This window comes from Arthrobacter burdickii (genome assembly GCF_030433645.1).
GTDB lineage: Bacteria > Actinomycetota > Actinomycetes > Actinomycetales > Micrococcaceae > Arthrobacter_D > Arthrobacter_D burdickii.
Window position 1 is genome coordinate 500,046 of the sequence record NZ_JAROCG010000002.1, and the last position, 13,985, is coordinate 514,030.

The 13,985-nt window shown below is 70.8% G+C and carries 9 protein-coding genes; 4 read left to right on the top strand and 5 right to left on the bottom strand.

The window, feature by feature from the left end; all coding sequences use genetic code 11:
* Positions 1-37: 37 nt before the first annotated feature.
* Entirely contained in the window at positions 38-1,879 is a 1,842-nt protein-coding gene (locus tag P5G52_RS16900) for an AMP-dependent synthetase/ligase (protein ID WP_301229693.1), read from the bottom strand.
* A gap of 40 nt (positions 1,880-1,919) precedes the next feature.
* Complete coding sequence (locus P5G52_RS16905; RefSeq protein WP_435868716.1) at positions 1,920-3,551, bottom strand: dolichyl-phosphate-mannose--protein mannosyltransferase; 1,632 nt, start codon at positions 3,549-3,551, stop codon at positions 1,920-1,922.
* A gap of 277 nt (positions 3,552-3,828) precedes the next feature.
* On the opposite strand from P5G52_RS16905, the gene rsmI reads away from it, so the two are divergent.
* Positions 3,829-4,698 (top strand): 16S rRNA (cytidine(1402)-2'-O)-methyltransferase, encoded by an 870-nt coding sequence (gene rsmI / locus P5G52_RS16910; protein ID WP_301230193.1) that lies wholly within the window; start codon positions 3,829-3,831, stop codon positions 4,696-4,698.
* Positions 4,699-4,836: 138 nt separating this feature from the next.
* Positions 4,837-6,318 (top strand): NAD-dependent succinate-semialdehyde dehydrogenase, encoded by a 1,482-nt coding sequence (locus P5G52_RS16915; protein WP_301229695.1) that lies wholly within the window; start codon positions 4,837-4,839, stop codon positions 6,316-6,318.
* 217 nt (positions 6,319-6,535) lie between these two features.
* Here P5G52_RS16915 and P5G52_RS16920 read toward each other — a convergent pair whose 3' ends face one another.
* Genes P5G52_RS16920 through P5G52_RS16930 form a run of 3 tightly spaced genes read right to left on the bottom strand, consistent with a single transcriptional unit; the run spans position 6,536 to position 11,578 of the window.
* A complete protein-coding gene (locus P5G52_RS16920; RefSeq protein WP_301229697.1) occupies positions 6,536-8,965 on the bottom strand; it encodes a transglutaminase TgpA family protein in 2,430 nt (809 codons plus the stop codon).
* Positions 8,962-10,512, bottom strand: a complete 1,551-nt coding sequence (locus P5G52_RS16925; RefSeq protein WP_301229699.1) for a DUF58 domain-containing protein — start codon at positions 10,510-10,512, stop codon at positions 8,962-8,964. Before P5G52_RS16925 ends, P5G52_RS16920 begins: the two co-directional genes overlap by 4 nt.
* Before the next feature lie 40 nt (positions 10,513-10,552).
* The gene (locus P5G52_RS16930; RefSeq protein WP_301229701.1) at positions 10,553-11,578 is read right to left on the bottom strand and encodes an AAA family ATPase; all 1,026 of its coding nucleotides are present in this window, start codon (positions 11,576-11,578) and stop codon (positions 10,553-10,555) included.
* Between the two features lie 185 nt (positions 11,579-11,763).
* Between P5G52_RS16930 and P5G52_RS16935 the strand changes: the two genes are divergently transcribed.
* Together P5G52_RS16935 and rsmA are read left to right on the top strand one after the other, a co-directional pair.
* The gene (locus P5G52_RS16935) at positions 11,764-12,723 is read left to right on the top strand and encodes a TatD family hydrolase (RefSeq protein WP_301229703.1); all 960 of its coding nucleotides are present in this window, start codon (positions 11,764-11,766) and stop codon (positions 12,721-12,723) included.
* Between the two features lie 345 nt (positions 12,724-13,068).
* Entirely contained in the window at positions 13,069-13,962 is an 894-nt protein-coding gene (gene rsmA, locus P5G52_RS16940) for a 16S rRNA (adenine(1518)-N(6)/adenine(1519)-N(6))-dimethyltransferase RsmA (RefSeq protein WP_301229705.1), read from the top strand.
* Positions 13,963-13,985: the final 23 nt, after the last annotated feature.

Here is a 13,985-nt window from a genome sequence, read left to right on the forward strand (position 1 = left end):
TGCACGCCCCCGATGGAGGCACAGCCGCACCTAGGGGCTAGCGCTTCCCCTTGCTGTACAGCTCGTCGAGGGCATCCGCGTAATCGGCGACGACGGCGGCGCGCTTCAGCTTGAGGGTGGGCGTGAGGTGCCCGGACTCCACGGTGAATTCGACGTCGAGGACGGTGAAGCGCCGGATCTGCTCGGCTTGGGAGACGGTGGCGTTCGCGGCGTCGACGGCGGCCTGCAGTTCGGCGAGGACCTCGGCGTCGGTGGCGGCCTGCTCCGCGGTCAGGCCGGGCTTCCCGTGCGCATCCGCCCAGGGTCCGAGCGCCTCGCGGTCCAGCGTGATGAGCGCGCCGATGAAGGGCTTGCCCTCGCCCACCACGACGGCCTGTGCCACGAGCACGCTCTCGCGGAGTTTCTCCTCGAGGGGACCGGGGGCCACGTTCTTGCCGCCGGCCGTCACTAGCAGGTCTTTCTTGCGGCCGGTGATGGTCAGGAACCCGTCCTCGTCGAGGACGCCGAGGTCACCGGTGCGGAAGTACCCGTCGGAGGTGAAGGCCTCGGCCGTCGCCTCGTCGTTGCGGTAGTACCCGGCGAAGATGGCGGCGCCCTTCACCTGCACCTCGCCGTCGTCGTCGATCCTGACGCTCATGCCGGGCATGGGGATGCCGACCGACCCGACCCGCGTCAGCCGCACGGTGTTCACGGTGCAGGGAGCCGTGCTCTCGGTCAGGCCGTAGCCCTCTTGGACCAGGACGCCGGCGCCCCGGAAGAAGTGCGTGAGGTGTTCGCTGAGCGGACTGGCCCCGGACACCGTGTACCTGACCTCGCCGCCGAATACGGCACGCAGCCGCGGGTACAGGATGCGGTCGAAGAGCGCGTGCGCCGCCCGCAGGACGGGGGAGGGGCCGCGCCCTCCCCGTCCACGCGCATCCACGGCACGCGAATAGGCGACGGCGGTGCGCTCCGCTGCCGCGAAGAGCCGGCCTTTGCCGGTCTCCGCGGCACGCCGGCCGGCGGTGGCGTGGATCTTCTCGAAGATCCGGGGGACGGCGAGGAGGAACGTGGGTCGAAAGGTCGTCAGGTCCTCGAGCAGCTGCGCTGCGGAGCCCGAGTGCGCCAGCTTGATGCCGCCGGTAAAGCACACGACCTGAACGGCACGCGCGAGCACGTGGGCGAGCGGCAGGAACATGAGCGTCCTGGCGTCCTCCTGCTTCAGGAACTCCGGCAGGAACTCCAGCGTGTTGACGGCGAACAGCGCGAAGTTGCCGTGGGTGATGACGCAGCCCTTCGGCCTGCCCGTGGTGCCGGAGGTGTAGACGATGGACGCCGCGTCGGCCAGGCTGCGGGACGAGCGCGCCGCTTCCAGCGCAGCGTCGGACACGGCGGTGCCGGCCCCGGTGAGCGACATGAGGGTGGCCCCGTCGCCGGGGTCCCCGGGCGCCAGGCGCACCACCGTCGTCGTGTCCGCGCGGCCTGCCCGGCCGGCCGCGTCGAGGACGATCTCGGCCTTCTGCCGGTCCTCGACGAAGACGACGGCGGGACGCGCGTCCTCGAGGATCCAGGCCACCTGGTGGGCGGAGGAGGTCTCGTAGATCGGGACGGTCACGGCGCCGGCGAACCAGATGGCGACGTCGGCGAGGGTCCACTCGTAGCGTGTGCGGGACATCACGGCGACGGCGTCGCCGGGCTGGACGCCGGAGGCCAGCAACCCCTTGGCGAGCGCCGACACCTGCTGGAGGAACTCCTCGGCCGACAGGTCCCGCCACTGCCCGCCCGTCTGCAGCGCGTACAGCGCCCGCCCGGGGTCGGCGTCGTGCGTCCTGAGGAGGAGGTCGGTGATGTTGCCGGCCGGCGGGAGGTCGACCAGGAGTTCCGTGATGGCTTCGCGCACCAGTGCTCGCTTTCGTTCCGGGGGACCTCGTGGACCTGCCCTAGATCCAGCTCGGCAGCCACATGCGGATGCGCCACTGGTCGTAGGGGATGATCTCGGCTGTCCAGATCGGGAGGAAGTAGGCCGACAATGCCACGGAAGCGGCCAGGAAGACCCCCACCAGCACGATACCCCTTCGGCGCCGGGCCCGGTCCGAGCCCGGACCGCCCAGCACGAGTCCGAGGCTGTAGACCAGCGACAGGACGAGGAACGGTTCGAAGGCCACCGCGTAGAAGTAGAACGTGGTCCGTTCCGGGTAGAGGAACCAGGGGAGGTACCCGGCAGCGATGCCGGTGAGGATGGCCGCAGCACGCCAGTCGCGCCGGCCGAGCCAGAAGAACAGCAGCACGATCAGGGACAGCGCGGCGCTCCACCAGATGAGCGGATTGCCGAGCACGGTGACGGCCTGCGAGCAGGCGTCGGCCCCGCAACCGGTCGGCTTCTGGTAGTAGAACGACGTCGGCCGGCCCATGACCAGCCAGGACCACGCGCTCGCCTCGTAGGGGTGGTCCGAGCTGAGTCCCTGGTGGAACGTGTAGGCGCTGCGGTGGTACTCGGCCAGGGACCGCAGGCTGTCCGGCACCCAGCCCCACTGCTCCGACGGGTTCCGCTCGGCCCACGTCCGGTCGTAGGCGTTCTCCGAGAGGAACCAGCCCGTCCACGTGCCGAGGTAGGTCAGCAGCGCCACGGGGATGATGCACGCGAAGGCGAGCAGGCCGTCCCGAACCGCGCCGCCGAGGAACCAGTGGTGCACACCGGCGATGCGCCGGGCGCTCATGTCCCACGCCACGGTCATCAGGCCGAACGCGGCGATGAACGGGAGGGCGGACCACTTGGTGCCCAGGGCCAGCCCGAGGCACACACCGGCGACGAGGCGCCAGGGACGGAACCCGAGGAAGGGCCCCCACGACAGCTCGGCCCGGGTCGGCAGGCCGTCACCGTTCCGCCCGGCGAGAGCGGCGAGGCGACGAGACAGGCGTCGTCGCCCGTCGTCGCGGTCACGTAGGAGAGCCGCGAACGCGGTGAGGAGCCAGAAGCTCAGGAAGATGTCGAGCAGCGACGTGCGCGACTCCACCAGGTGGTGGCCGTCGACGGCCAGGAGGAGCCCCGCGGCGGCTCCCAGGAGTGCCGAGCCGAACAGGCGCCGGGCGACGACGGCGAGCAGGAGAACGGACAGGGTCCCGACCGCCGCCGCGGAGAACCGCCAGCCGAAGGCGTTGTCGGAGCCGAACAGCAGCATGCCGAAGGCGATCATCCACTTGCCGACGGGCGGGTGGACCACGTAGTTCGGGGCGTCGAGCAGCACATCGGGGTTGCCGGCGTTGAAGGAGTCGTTCGCGTTGTCGGGCCATTCCCGCTCGTAGCCCGACTGCAGCATCGAGTAGGCGTCCTTGACGTAGTACGTCTCGTCGAAGACGAGCGAACCGGGTTCGCCGAGCCGGACGAAGCGCAGCACGCCGCCGAGCAGGGCCAGGACGAGGGGGATGATCCAGCGGAGGGACCCTCCCGCGGAAGTGGCACCGAGGAGGCGGGCGGTCAGGGCATCGCGTGTGTAGGCGTATCCGGGAGCAAGGACCCAGGACCCGCCGTACTGCGGACTGTCCCCCCGGGGACGGACGGCGGTGTAGCTCACCCTGTCATGCTACCGGCGGTGCCTGTGCAGGCTCCGCATGACGCCCGGCTGTTCCATGGGTCCCGCCCACGATGGCGGCTAGGCTGGACCGGTGAGCCAGCCATACGACGACGCCGCCCCCGACCTCAGCCACGAGGACCCGTCCGGGCGCCCGGACGAGCACCCCGAAGAGCGCCCGGACGAGCATCCCGAAGAGCGCCCGGACGATCACTTCGAAGAACACTTCGAAGAGCACCCGGAGGAGACTCCCGACGATCAGGCGGAGGCCCGCGCCCCCCTGACGGCGTACCGGGGGACAGCAGGGGATGACAGCGGGCGCGGGCGCATCGTCCTCGCAGCCACCCCCATCGGCAACATGGGCGACGCGACGGAACGGCTGATCGGCCTGCTCCAGTCCGCCGACGTCGTCGCGGCGGAAGACACGCGCCGCCTCCACCGCTTGGTGCAGGCGCTCGGCGTGACGGTGGCGGGCCGGGTCATCAGCTACCACGAGCACAACGAGGCGGAGCGGACGTCGGAACTCCTCGACCTGGTCCGCGATGGCGCCACCCTCCTGATGGTCACGGACGCCGGCATGCCCTCGGTCTCCGACCCGGGCTACCGCCTCGTGGAGGCAGCTGTCGCCGAGGGCCTGGACCTGACGGCGGTGCCGGGCGCCTCCGCCGTCCTCGCGGCGCTGGCACTGTCCGGCCTGCCCACGGACCGGTTCTGCTTCGAGGGTTTCCTCCCGCGGAAGCCGGGCGTGCGGGCCGGTCGTCTGGCGGATCTCGCGGCCGAGCGCCGCACGATGGTCTTCTTCGAGGCACCGCATCGCCTCGAGCCGATGCTGCGCTCGCTGCAGCAGGCCTTCGGGTCCGAGCGGCCGGCGGCGGTGGCGCGGGAGCTGACCAAGGTGCATGAGCAGGTCATCCGGGGATCACTCCTCGAGCTTCTCCAGTGGGCCCAGGCCACCGAGGTGCGGGGCGAGATCGCCGTCGTCGTCGCCGGTGCGCCGGAGGCAGCCCCGTCCCGTCCGGAGGACCACGTCGCAGACGTCAACGCGCTGATCGAGGGCGGCATGAGACTCAAGGACGCCGTCGCTGCCGTGTCCGCCGAGACCCGTGTCAGCAAGCGGGAACTGTACGCGGCGGTGATCGCAGCGCGCTGAGCCGCGCTGTGCACTCGTCCAAAGGAAGCGCTACTTCGCGGTGCACCCTTCACTGGACACTCCTTCGCCGCCGGGTCTAGCGTGAGCGGGAATGTCCCCATCGGGGAATGCCCCGGAAACTTCGCGAAGGAGCTCAGTATGGCTGTCACGGCCGACCAGGAGAAGGCAGTACTCGACAAGGTGCCCACAGGGCTCTTCATCAACGGGGAGTGGCGGGCATCGTCCTCGGGCGCGACGTTCAACGTCGAGGACCCGGCGACGGGACGCACCCTCCTCACGCTCGCCGATGCCACACCCGAGGACGGTATGGCCGCGCTCGACGCCGCCGCCGCGGCACAGGCCGACTGGGCACGCACCGCTCCCCGCGAGCGTGGCGAGATCCTCCGCCGGGCTTTCGACATGGTCACCGCGCGTGCCGACGAGTTCGCCCTGCTGATGACCCTCGAGATGGGCAAGCCGCTGGCGGAGGCCCGCGGGGAGGTCGCCTACGGCGCCGAGTTCCTGCGCTGGTTCTCCGAGGAGGCCGTACGCACCTCCGGCCGGTACTCCATGTCGCCGGACGGCAAGTCGCGGCTGCTCGTGAACAAGAAGCCGGTGGGCCCGTGCCTGCTCATCACGCCGTGGAACTTCCCACTGGCCATGGCCACCCGGAAGATCGCCCCCGCGGTCGCGGCGGGCTGCACCATGGTGCTCAAGCCGGCGAACCTCACGCCGCTGACGTCCTCCCTGTTCGCGACGGTCCTGCAGGAGGCCGGCCTTCCCGCCGGCGTGCTCAACATCGTCAACACCACCACCGCGGGTGCCGTCACCGGCCCGCTCATCGAGGACCCACGCCTGCGGAAGCTCTCCTTCACGGGTTCCACGCCGGTGGGGCGCAACCTCCTCGCAGCGGCCTCGAAGAACGTGCTGCGGACCTCCATGGAACTCGGTGGCAACGCTCCGTTCCTGGTGTTCGAGGACGCCGACCTCGACGCGGCGGTCAACGGTGCCATGCTCGCGAAGCTCCGGAACATGGGCGAGGCCTGCACCGCGGCCAACCGCTTCATCGTCCACGAGTCCATCGCGGACCGCTTCGCCGAGTCGCTCGCCGAGCGCATGAAGGGCATGACCACCGCCCGGGGCACGGAGGACGAGTCGAAGCTCGGCCCCCTGATCGACCAGAAGAGCCGTGACAAGGTGCACGAACTGGTCACCGCGGCCGTTGGCGCCGGCGCCGAGACCGTGACCGGCGGATCGCCCGTGACGGGCGACGGCTACTTCTACCAGGCCACCGTGCTCAAGAACGTGCCCCGCACCTCGCGCATCCTGCAGGAGGAGATCTTCGGCCCGGTCGCGCCGATCGTCACCTTCCGCACGGAGGACGAAGCGGTGGAGCTCGCCAACGACACGGAGTACGGGCTGGTGGCCTACGTCTTCACACGCGACTTCAACCGCGGGCTCCGCATGGGCGAGCGCCTCGAGACGGGCATGATGGGCCTCAACGCGGGCGTCGTCTCCAACGCCGCCGCTCCCTTCGGAGGCGTGAAGCAGTCCGGCCTCGGGCGTGAGGGCGGTGCCGAGGGGATCGAGGAGTACCTCTACACCCAGTACGTAGGGATCGCGGACCCCTACGCCTCCTAGGCGTCCTCCGGGACGTCCTCTCGGGTGTCCCTCCTGTTGAACGCGGGGTCCATCGGGGCGGCCACGTCCTGACCGCATGAAACCCTCGCCCGCGGCGGCGTCGTTCACGAACGACGCCGCCGCGGGTTTTTCCTGTGCCGGATCAGGTGCTCCTCGGGGAGCTTCCGACCCGGCTGCCGAAAGGGGTTCGCCAGGCTTCCCAGCTCCCGCGCGTTCCTCAGCGGCGGACGCTGCTCCGGAAGCGGTTGAGGAGGGACTGCGGGAACAGACGCGCCCGAATCCTGGTGCGCCGGGAACTGCCGCTGCGGAGCGCGCGGGTGAGCGTGTCCACGTCGTCCCACCGCGGAAGCACCGTGGGCCGTGCCATGGTCGCCGACGGCCGAAGGCCTCCGGACGAAATTTCGGGAACCTGGATTCCCGCGCCGTGCCCGGCGTACTCCTCGTACTCGAAGGCCGACTTCAGCCGCGCGAGGGACGTGGCCGGTTCTGCTGCCAGGGCGGCGTCGCGGGCGAGGCGCCCGGCGAAGGTACGCGGCGTGTCCGTGGGCTGGAGCGGGTAGCCGTAGTCACCGGCGATCTCCGTCGTCTCGGCCCACGCCGCGGTCGCCGCACCATCGGTGTCAGCGAAGGCGCCGGTTCCGGCCACGGCCCGTCGACGCGATCGCGTCCTGGCCGTGCGGGCGAGGAACGGCAGGAACGCCAACAGTGCGATGCCCGTGACGGCGAGCAGGCCGTCCACGGGCCGCGCGTCGTCGGAGGCCCCGTTCGCCCCGGCATTGTCGGCGGCGTCCGACCCCTCCGCCGTCGATCCTGCCTGCCCGGTCACGTCGGGGAGGCTGCCGGGGTTGAGCGCGTCGGTGTCGTCGGCGCGGGGCCCCACCGGCGCGAACGCCTGCTGGGCATAGGTGGGAACGACGCCGCGCGACGGGGTCGGTTCGAACTGGACCCATCCCACGCCCTCGAAGTACAGCTCCGGCCATGCGTGGGCGTTGCGGGAGTCGACGATGAATTCGCGCAGCTCCGTGCCCTCGGGGCCTTCCTCCGTGTTGCCGGTGGGGCTGCCCGGTGTGTAGCCGATGGCGACGCGGCTGGGGATCCCGGCCGCGCGGGCCATGACGGCCATGGTCCCCGCGTAGTGCACGCAGTACCCGGACTTCGACTCGAGGAACCGCGCCATCACGTCCATGCCGCTGCCGTCGTACCCGCCGTCGACGGGTGCTTCCACCGAGTAGGTGAAGTCGGGCCCGCGCAGGAAGTTCTGGATCGCGAGCGCCTTGTCGTAGGGATTCACGAACTCGCCGGCGATCTCCTCGGTCGTGGTGCGCACGATGTCCGGGGTGTCGTCGGGCAGCTGCGTGAAGATCTCCGGGACGGCGTCGGGGTCGGAGGGCCGGATGGCGCCGAGCCCGTCGCGCGTCAGCTCCGCCGCCCGGCTCTCCACGAGATATCGCTGGCGCGCCGTGGAGCCTCCGTCCGTGGCGAGGATGGACAGGTTGGCCGGATCCCAGGCCCACGTCCCCAGGAGGTTCGAGATGCCCACCGGCGAATAGGGTGCCAGGAGCCAGGGGCTCGCGTAACTCTGCGTGGTGATGCGGGTGAAGACGGTCTGTGCCTCCGGTGCGTCTTCAGGCGCGCCCCGTTCCTCCCCGATCTCGGTGACGCCGCGGTCACGGTCTCCGATCCTCTGGTCGGGCTCCCACCGCCTGCCGCTGAAGTCCTCGAGGGTGACCGCGCGGAGGTACAGGGGGCTGTCCGAGTTGGTGGAGTAGGCGATCCGTCCGAAGCCCGTGGGATTGCGGAGGTCGTTGCCGAGCGTCACGGCGGGATTCAGTCCGGTGGCGTTGCCCCACACGTTCAGGCGCGCTCCCTGGGGGAAGGCGCCGGAGTTGAAGCCGGGGACGAACAGCGGCAGGACCACGGTCACGGCGAGGGCTGCCGCGCCGATGATCATGCTCCGGCCCGCGAAGCCCGACGATGCCTGCGCGCCGCCCGATGCGAGCCGGTTCTCGCGCCACTGCGCCACGGCGAGGAGCAGCAGGTAGGCCATCACGGTGGCGAGGAAGGCGAACATCCCGACGCCGTTCGGCTTCACGATGGCCGGCGCGACCATGACGGCGAGGAGCCCGAGGCCGCTCGCGGCCGGCATGCGCATGGTCACCGCGAAGAGATCCACGATGATGGCGATGAGCCCGAGGGCTGCGCACATGACGAGGAAGATCCCGGCGCCGGGCAGCACCGGAGCCACCTGGGAGACGACCGTCTCCTCGGCCTGGGCGAGGAGGCGCTGGAGCTGGAGCGAGGTGCCCGGCCCCGGCACGACGCCGAGGATGCTCTGCCGCGGGAAGAACTGGGCCGTGAGGGTACCGACGAGCGCGAGCACACCCGCGAGGGGGGCCAGCACGGCACTCAGGCGGAGGGTCCGCGTCAGTGCCATGGCCAGCAGCACGGGGACGAGTGTGCGGACGACGGGCGGGAGCCACGTCCACGGTTCCACGACGCCGTTGAGGCTCGTCGCCGCGGCGAGCACGGCGAGGAGGGAGGCGCCCGTGACGGACCAGTGCCAGGGATCGGCGGCGGGGGCCGCCTGCGCCTGCGTAGGGGGCACCGGCGCGGGGGCGGGTGCCGGGCGGGAGAGTGTCGAGGTCATGCCGGTCCTCTGTGCGAAGTGTCTCGGGAAGGGTGGGCGCGGTGCGGCGAGCGGGCCGGTGCCGTGCTGGAAGAAGAAGAGGAGGAAGTGGAGGACGTAGCGGAGGCGGCGGATGCCTGGCCGACCGCGTGTTCGAGCCCTGCCCAGACTGCCGGCAGGTCCGCTGCGGGGGACGCGGCCGCCGCATGCCAGCCGGCGTCCCGCAGGATGTCGAGCTGCCGCCGGGAATCGGCGGGCCGCTCGGACGAGATGATGGCGTACGACGCCGACCCGTAGTCGGACGCGGACGCCAGTGCCCTGGCCTCGTCCAGGGTGATGAGGCCGAGGACGGCGATGAGGGGTCCGCGGTTCCGGGTCGCGACCAGCTTGTCGAGCAGGTCGTCACCGAAGGCTGCGTGGGAGACCCCCTGGGACGTCTCGGCCGTCGTGCGGCGGATGCGGCGTGCGGCAGTCCGGGCCGCCTCGCCGGCCCGGATCACCGTGCTCCCGTGTTCCTCGGTATGCGCGCGGCGTCCCGTCTCCGGAGCGAGTTCGAGGGCCGCAAGACCCTCAGCGATCCCGGCGACGGCACCGGGTCCCTGGTGCTCCTCATCGGCCGGGAACGGCGCGGACGAGGAGTGCAGCAGTGCCGGCGCGCCGTGCTGGTCGAGGAACCGCAGGGCATAGTTGCGCTCCAGTAGGTGGGCACTGATGGACATGACCGCGGTGACGGCCCATTCGAAGGTCGGGGAGCTGGAGAGGCCGTTGCCGCCGGTTCCGTCGCTGCCGAAGGCCACGCTGAAGCCCGTACTGAAGCTGTGGTGCCGCTGGTCCATCAGCAGGGTGGCCTGCGGTGTGGTCACGGATTCCTCCTGCCGCACCATGAGTTCGCTGTGCCGCGCCGTCGCAGCCCAGTGGACGCGCCGCATCGAGTCACCGTGCCGGTACTCACGCGTCATGACGTCGTCGTCGCTCGGGTTGGCCTGGCGGTGGGTGGTCGCCATGCCGTCGTTGCCGCGGGACCCCGAGAGCGCGGAGGCCAGCAGCTCGACGGGAGCCGGGGTGACCACGAGGGCGTCCGTGCCGCCGAGTACGTGCCGTGACTTCCCGAGTCCGAACGGGTCGGTGAACTCCGCGGTGACCGGGCCGATGTCGTAGACCCCGCGCGAGGTGGAGCGGATCCGGTACTCGTAGAGGGAGACACCGTTCCGGGGATTGCGCGAGGGGTAGGTGAACTGGGGTGCCTGACCGAAGCGGGCGGGCAGCTGTTCCTCCATCGAGATGCTCGCACCTCCGGTGATCGCGGCGGTGAGGGAGAGCGTGACCGTCGTCGTCGAACCGATCTCCATGGACTGCGGCTGGAATCGGCGGGCCACCGTGAACCGGGGCTTGACGAGCCTCAGCACGATGAGCGAGGCCAGCGGCAGCGCCAGGAGCAGCACGCCCACGTACAGGAGGTCGCGCCGGCCCAGGACCTGCGCGAACAGCAGTGCCACGACGGCGGTGAGGATGAAGCCCCAGCCGCGCACGGTCAGGATCCGCGTGGGGAGCTTGTCGAGAAGGACCATCAGGTATCCGTGGGCTAGGAAAGACAGGGGGAGGGCGGCGTCATCGCCGGTGGACCTCGCGGGCCACCGGGACCCGTGAGAGGACGTCGTGCACGATGCCCGACGCGGTGTCGCCGGCGCTGGTGGCCTTGCGGTCCAGCAGGAGCCGGTGGGCGAGGACGGCGTCGGCGGTGGCCGCGATGTCATCGGGAAGGACGAAATCGCGGCCCTCGAGCGCTGCTCCGGCCTTCGCAGCCCTCAGGAGCTGCAGCAGCGACCGTGGGCTCGCGCCGAGCCGCAGTCGCGGGTGCTCGCGGGTGGCGCGTCCGATCGCCACGGTGTAGTCCTTCACGGCCGGCGAGACGTACACCCCGCGCACCTGCCGCATCATGCCGGCGATGTCCGCCACGCTCGCCACCGGACGGATGGTCTCCAGCGGGGAGACGGACTGGTGGGTCTCGAGCATCGCGGCTTCCGCGTCCGCATCGGGGTAACCCATGGAGATCCGGGCCATGAAACGGTCGCGCTGTGCCTCGGGCAGGGGATAGGTCCCCTCCATCTCGATCGGATTCTGCGTGGCGACCACCATGAACGGTTCACCGAGCGTGTGGGTGTGCCCGTCCACGGTCACCTGGTGCTCCTCCATGCATTCGAGGAGTGAGGACTGGGTCTTGGCCGACGCCCGGTTGATCTCGTCGCCGATGACGATGTTCGCGAAGACGGGGCCGGGCCGGAATTCGAAGCGCCGGGAATCCTGGTTGAAGATCGATACCCCCGTGACGTCGGAGGGCAGCAGGTCGGGCGTGAACTGGATGCGGTTGACCGTGCAGTCGATCGTGCGGGCGAGCGACTTGGCGAGCAGGGTCTTGCCGACGCCGGGTACGTCCTCGAGGAGCAGGTGGCCCTGGGCCAGCAGCACGGTGAGCGCGAGGCGCGCCGCTTCCGGCTTGCCGTCGATGACCGTCTCGATGGTATGGAGGATGCGGGTGCTGATGTCGTGGAAGGTCGCGCCGGGAACGTCGGGATCCGCCGGTGCCGCCAACCGGGAATCCGCAGGAGATTCGGCGATGTTGTGCTGGACGTCCATGGGCGCCTTCCATGTGCGGCTGCGGCGGCAGACGTCGGCCGGAGGACCGGTGTTCATCGTCACGCAGGTAACGGCCGCAGCCCGTCCGGCTCGGGGCAGGACGGGCAGGGCTGACAGATTCAACAGATTACTAGCTCAACCTGCTCCCGGCGAGATAAGTTCCGCGTGCTGGCTAGGCTTGAACCATGTGTAACAGCGCAACCCATGCCGCCCACCCCTACGCGGTGGGGGAGACCCCGCCGGCCTATCGGGAGCCGGACGGCACGGACGCCGCAGACACGGCGGACGGCGCGCCGGCCGAGCGGCGACGGCGGAAGGGCGGGTACCCGCCGCTGCCGGAACCGTTGCCCGTTCCCGTGATCGACAACCACACGCACTTCGACTTCCGGGAGGGGCCGGTCGAGGTGTCTATTCGGCAGGCCCTGGACGCCGCCGAGGCCGCGGGGGTTCGGGGAGCGGTGCAGGTGGGCACCGACCTGGCCTCCTCACGCTTCACCGCCGACGTCGTCGGACAGGACGCCAGGCTCCTCGGAGCCGTGGCCCTGCACCCCAACGACGCACCGCTCCTCGAGGAGGCGGGCACCCTCGACGATGCGCTCGCCGAGATCGAGCAGCTCGCCACCGGTCCGCGCATCCGTGCGCTGGGGGAGACGGGCCTCGACTACTTCCGCACCGGAGAGGAGGGCAGGGGCGGCCAGCTCCGGTCCTTCCGCCACCACATCGACATCGCGAAGCGACTGGGCAAGGCACTGCAGATCCATGACCGCGAGGCGCACGACGACGTGGTGGCCACCCTCCTTGCCGACGGGGCCCCGGAGCGCGTGGTGCTGCACTGCTTCTCGGGTGACGCGGAGCTGGCACGCACCTGCAACGAGCACGGCTGGTACATGTCCTTCGCGGGAACCGTGACCTTCCGGAATGCCGGGAACCTGAGGGAGGCGCTGCAGGTCGCCGATCCGGCCCTCGTGCTGACGGAGACCGATGCGCCGTTCCTGACTCCGCACCCCCACCGGGGCCGCCCCAACGCCTCCTATCTGGTCCCCTACACGGTGCGGGCCATGGCCGGGATCCTCGGGGCGGACCTCAACTCCCTCTGTGCCCGCCTGACGGCGAACACGGAGGCCGTGTACGGCAGCTGGGACTGAACCCGGCGGGTAGTTTCCCGACGCCGTCCGAGTGCCCGCCCGGGGAAGTCGGGTGAACGGCACTCGTGCCGGGGCAGGGACTTCTCCGTAAGGTCTTTCGAGGAGGAAGCACTGCCCGCCCGCCACCCCACGTGGCCGGAGGGCCCCTCCCGCCGCCCTTCTCCTGAGACCGGAGGGCGGCAGTGCACCGGTAGTTTCCTCCCCAGCAGGGAAGCTGCCCCCCAGCGAGTCGGCGGCGCCGGGAGCTCTCCTGAGACCAGGGCTCCCAGCAGTGCGCCGCCGGCTCGCGACTGAGGTGCCGCCGGCCGCAGCGGAGCGCACCAGCGGGACGGATACGATGATCGGGTGACCACGCCCCCTGACGCCGGACAGCCAGCCCCTCTCTTCGGAGCCGCAGACATCCGCCGGCTGGCGGCCGAGGTGGACATCCGGCCCACCAAGACCCTCGGGCAGAACTTCGTGATCGACGGCAACACCATCCGGAGGATCGTCGCCGCCGCGAACCTGGGGACGGACGAGACCGTCCTGGAGGTGGGGCCCGGACTCGGTTCCCTGACCCTCGGCCTGCTCGACGCCGCCGAGCGCGTCGTCGCCGTCGAGATCGATCCCGTCCTGGCCGCCAAGCTACCCGGCACCATCGCCCAGTGGCGGCCGGAGCGCGCGGCCGCGCTCGACGTCCTCCTCGAGGACGCCCTGCGTGTGACGGAACTGCCGCACCAGCCCACGTCGCTCGTGGCCAACCTGCCCTACAACGTCGCCGTGCCCGTGGTCCTCAACCTCCTCGAGCGGTTCCCCTCCCTCCGCCATGGCCTCGTCATGGTGCAGGACGAGGTGGCCGACCGGCTCGCGGCTCCTCCGGGGTCGAAGACCTACGGGGTCCCGTCCGTCAAGGCGGCGTGGTACTCGAGCATGGCCAAGGCCGGGGTGATCGGCATGAACGTGTTCTGGCCGGCGCCGAAGATCGCCTCGGGCCTGGTCCGTTTCACCCGCAGGGAACCGCCGGCCACCACCGCGACCCGCGAGCAGGTCTTCGCCGTCATCGACGCGGCCTTCGCCCAGCGGAGGAAGACCCTGCGCGCGGCGCTCGCCGGCTGGGCCGGGAGCCCCGTCCTGGCGGAGCAGGCACTGCGCGCCGCCGGGGTGGACCCCACGGCCCGAGGCGAAGTCCTCGACGTCGCCGCCTTCGCGCGCATCGCGGAGGCCCGAGCGGAAGCAGCGGATCGGCCCGGCGTGATCTGAGCCGGTGGGCTAGGTTGGTGGGT

Coding starts and splice junctions, on each gene's coding strand:
- P5G52_RS16920 (WP_301229697.1), bottom strand. CDS start 8,965: ATGACCTCGACACTCTCCCGCCCGGCACCCGCCCCCGCGCCGGTGCCC.
- P5G52_RS16925 (WP_301229699.1), bottom strand. CDS start 10,512: ATGGTCCTTCTCGACAAGCTCCCCACGCGGATCCTGACCGTGCGCGGC.
- P5G52_RS16935 (WP_301229703.1), top strand. CDS start 11,764: ATGTGTAACAGCGCAACCCATGCCGCCCACCCCTACGCGGTGGGGGAG.
- P5G52_RS16915 (WP_301229695.1), top strand. CDS start 4,837: ATGGCTGTCACGGCCGACCAGGAGAAGGCAGTACTCGACAAGGTGCCC.
- P5G52_RS16930 (WP_301229701.1), bottom strand. CDS start 11,578: ATGGACGTCCAGCACAACATCGCCGAATCTCCTGCGGATTCCCGGTTG.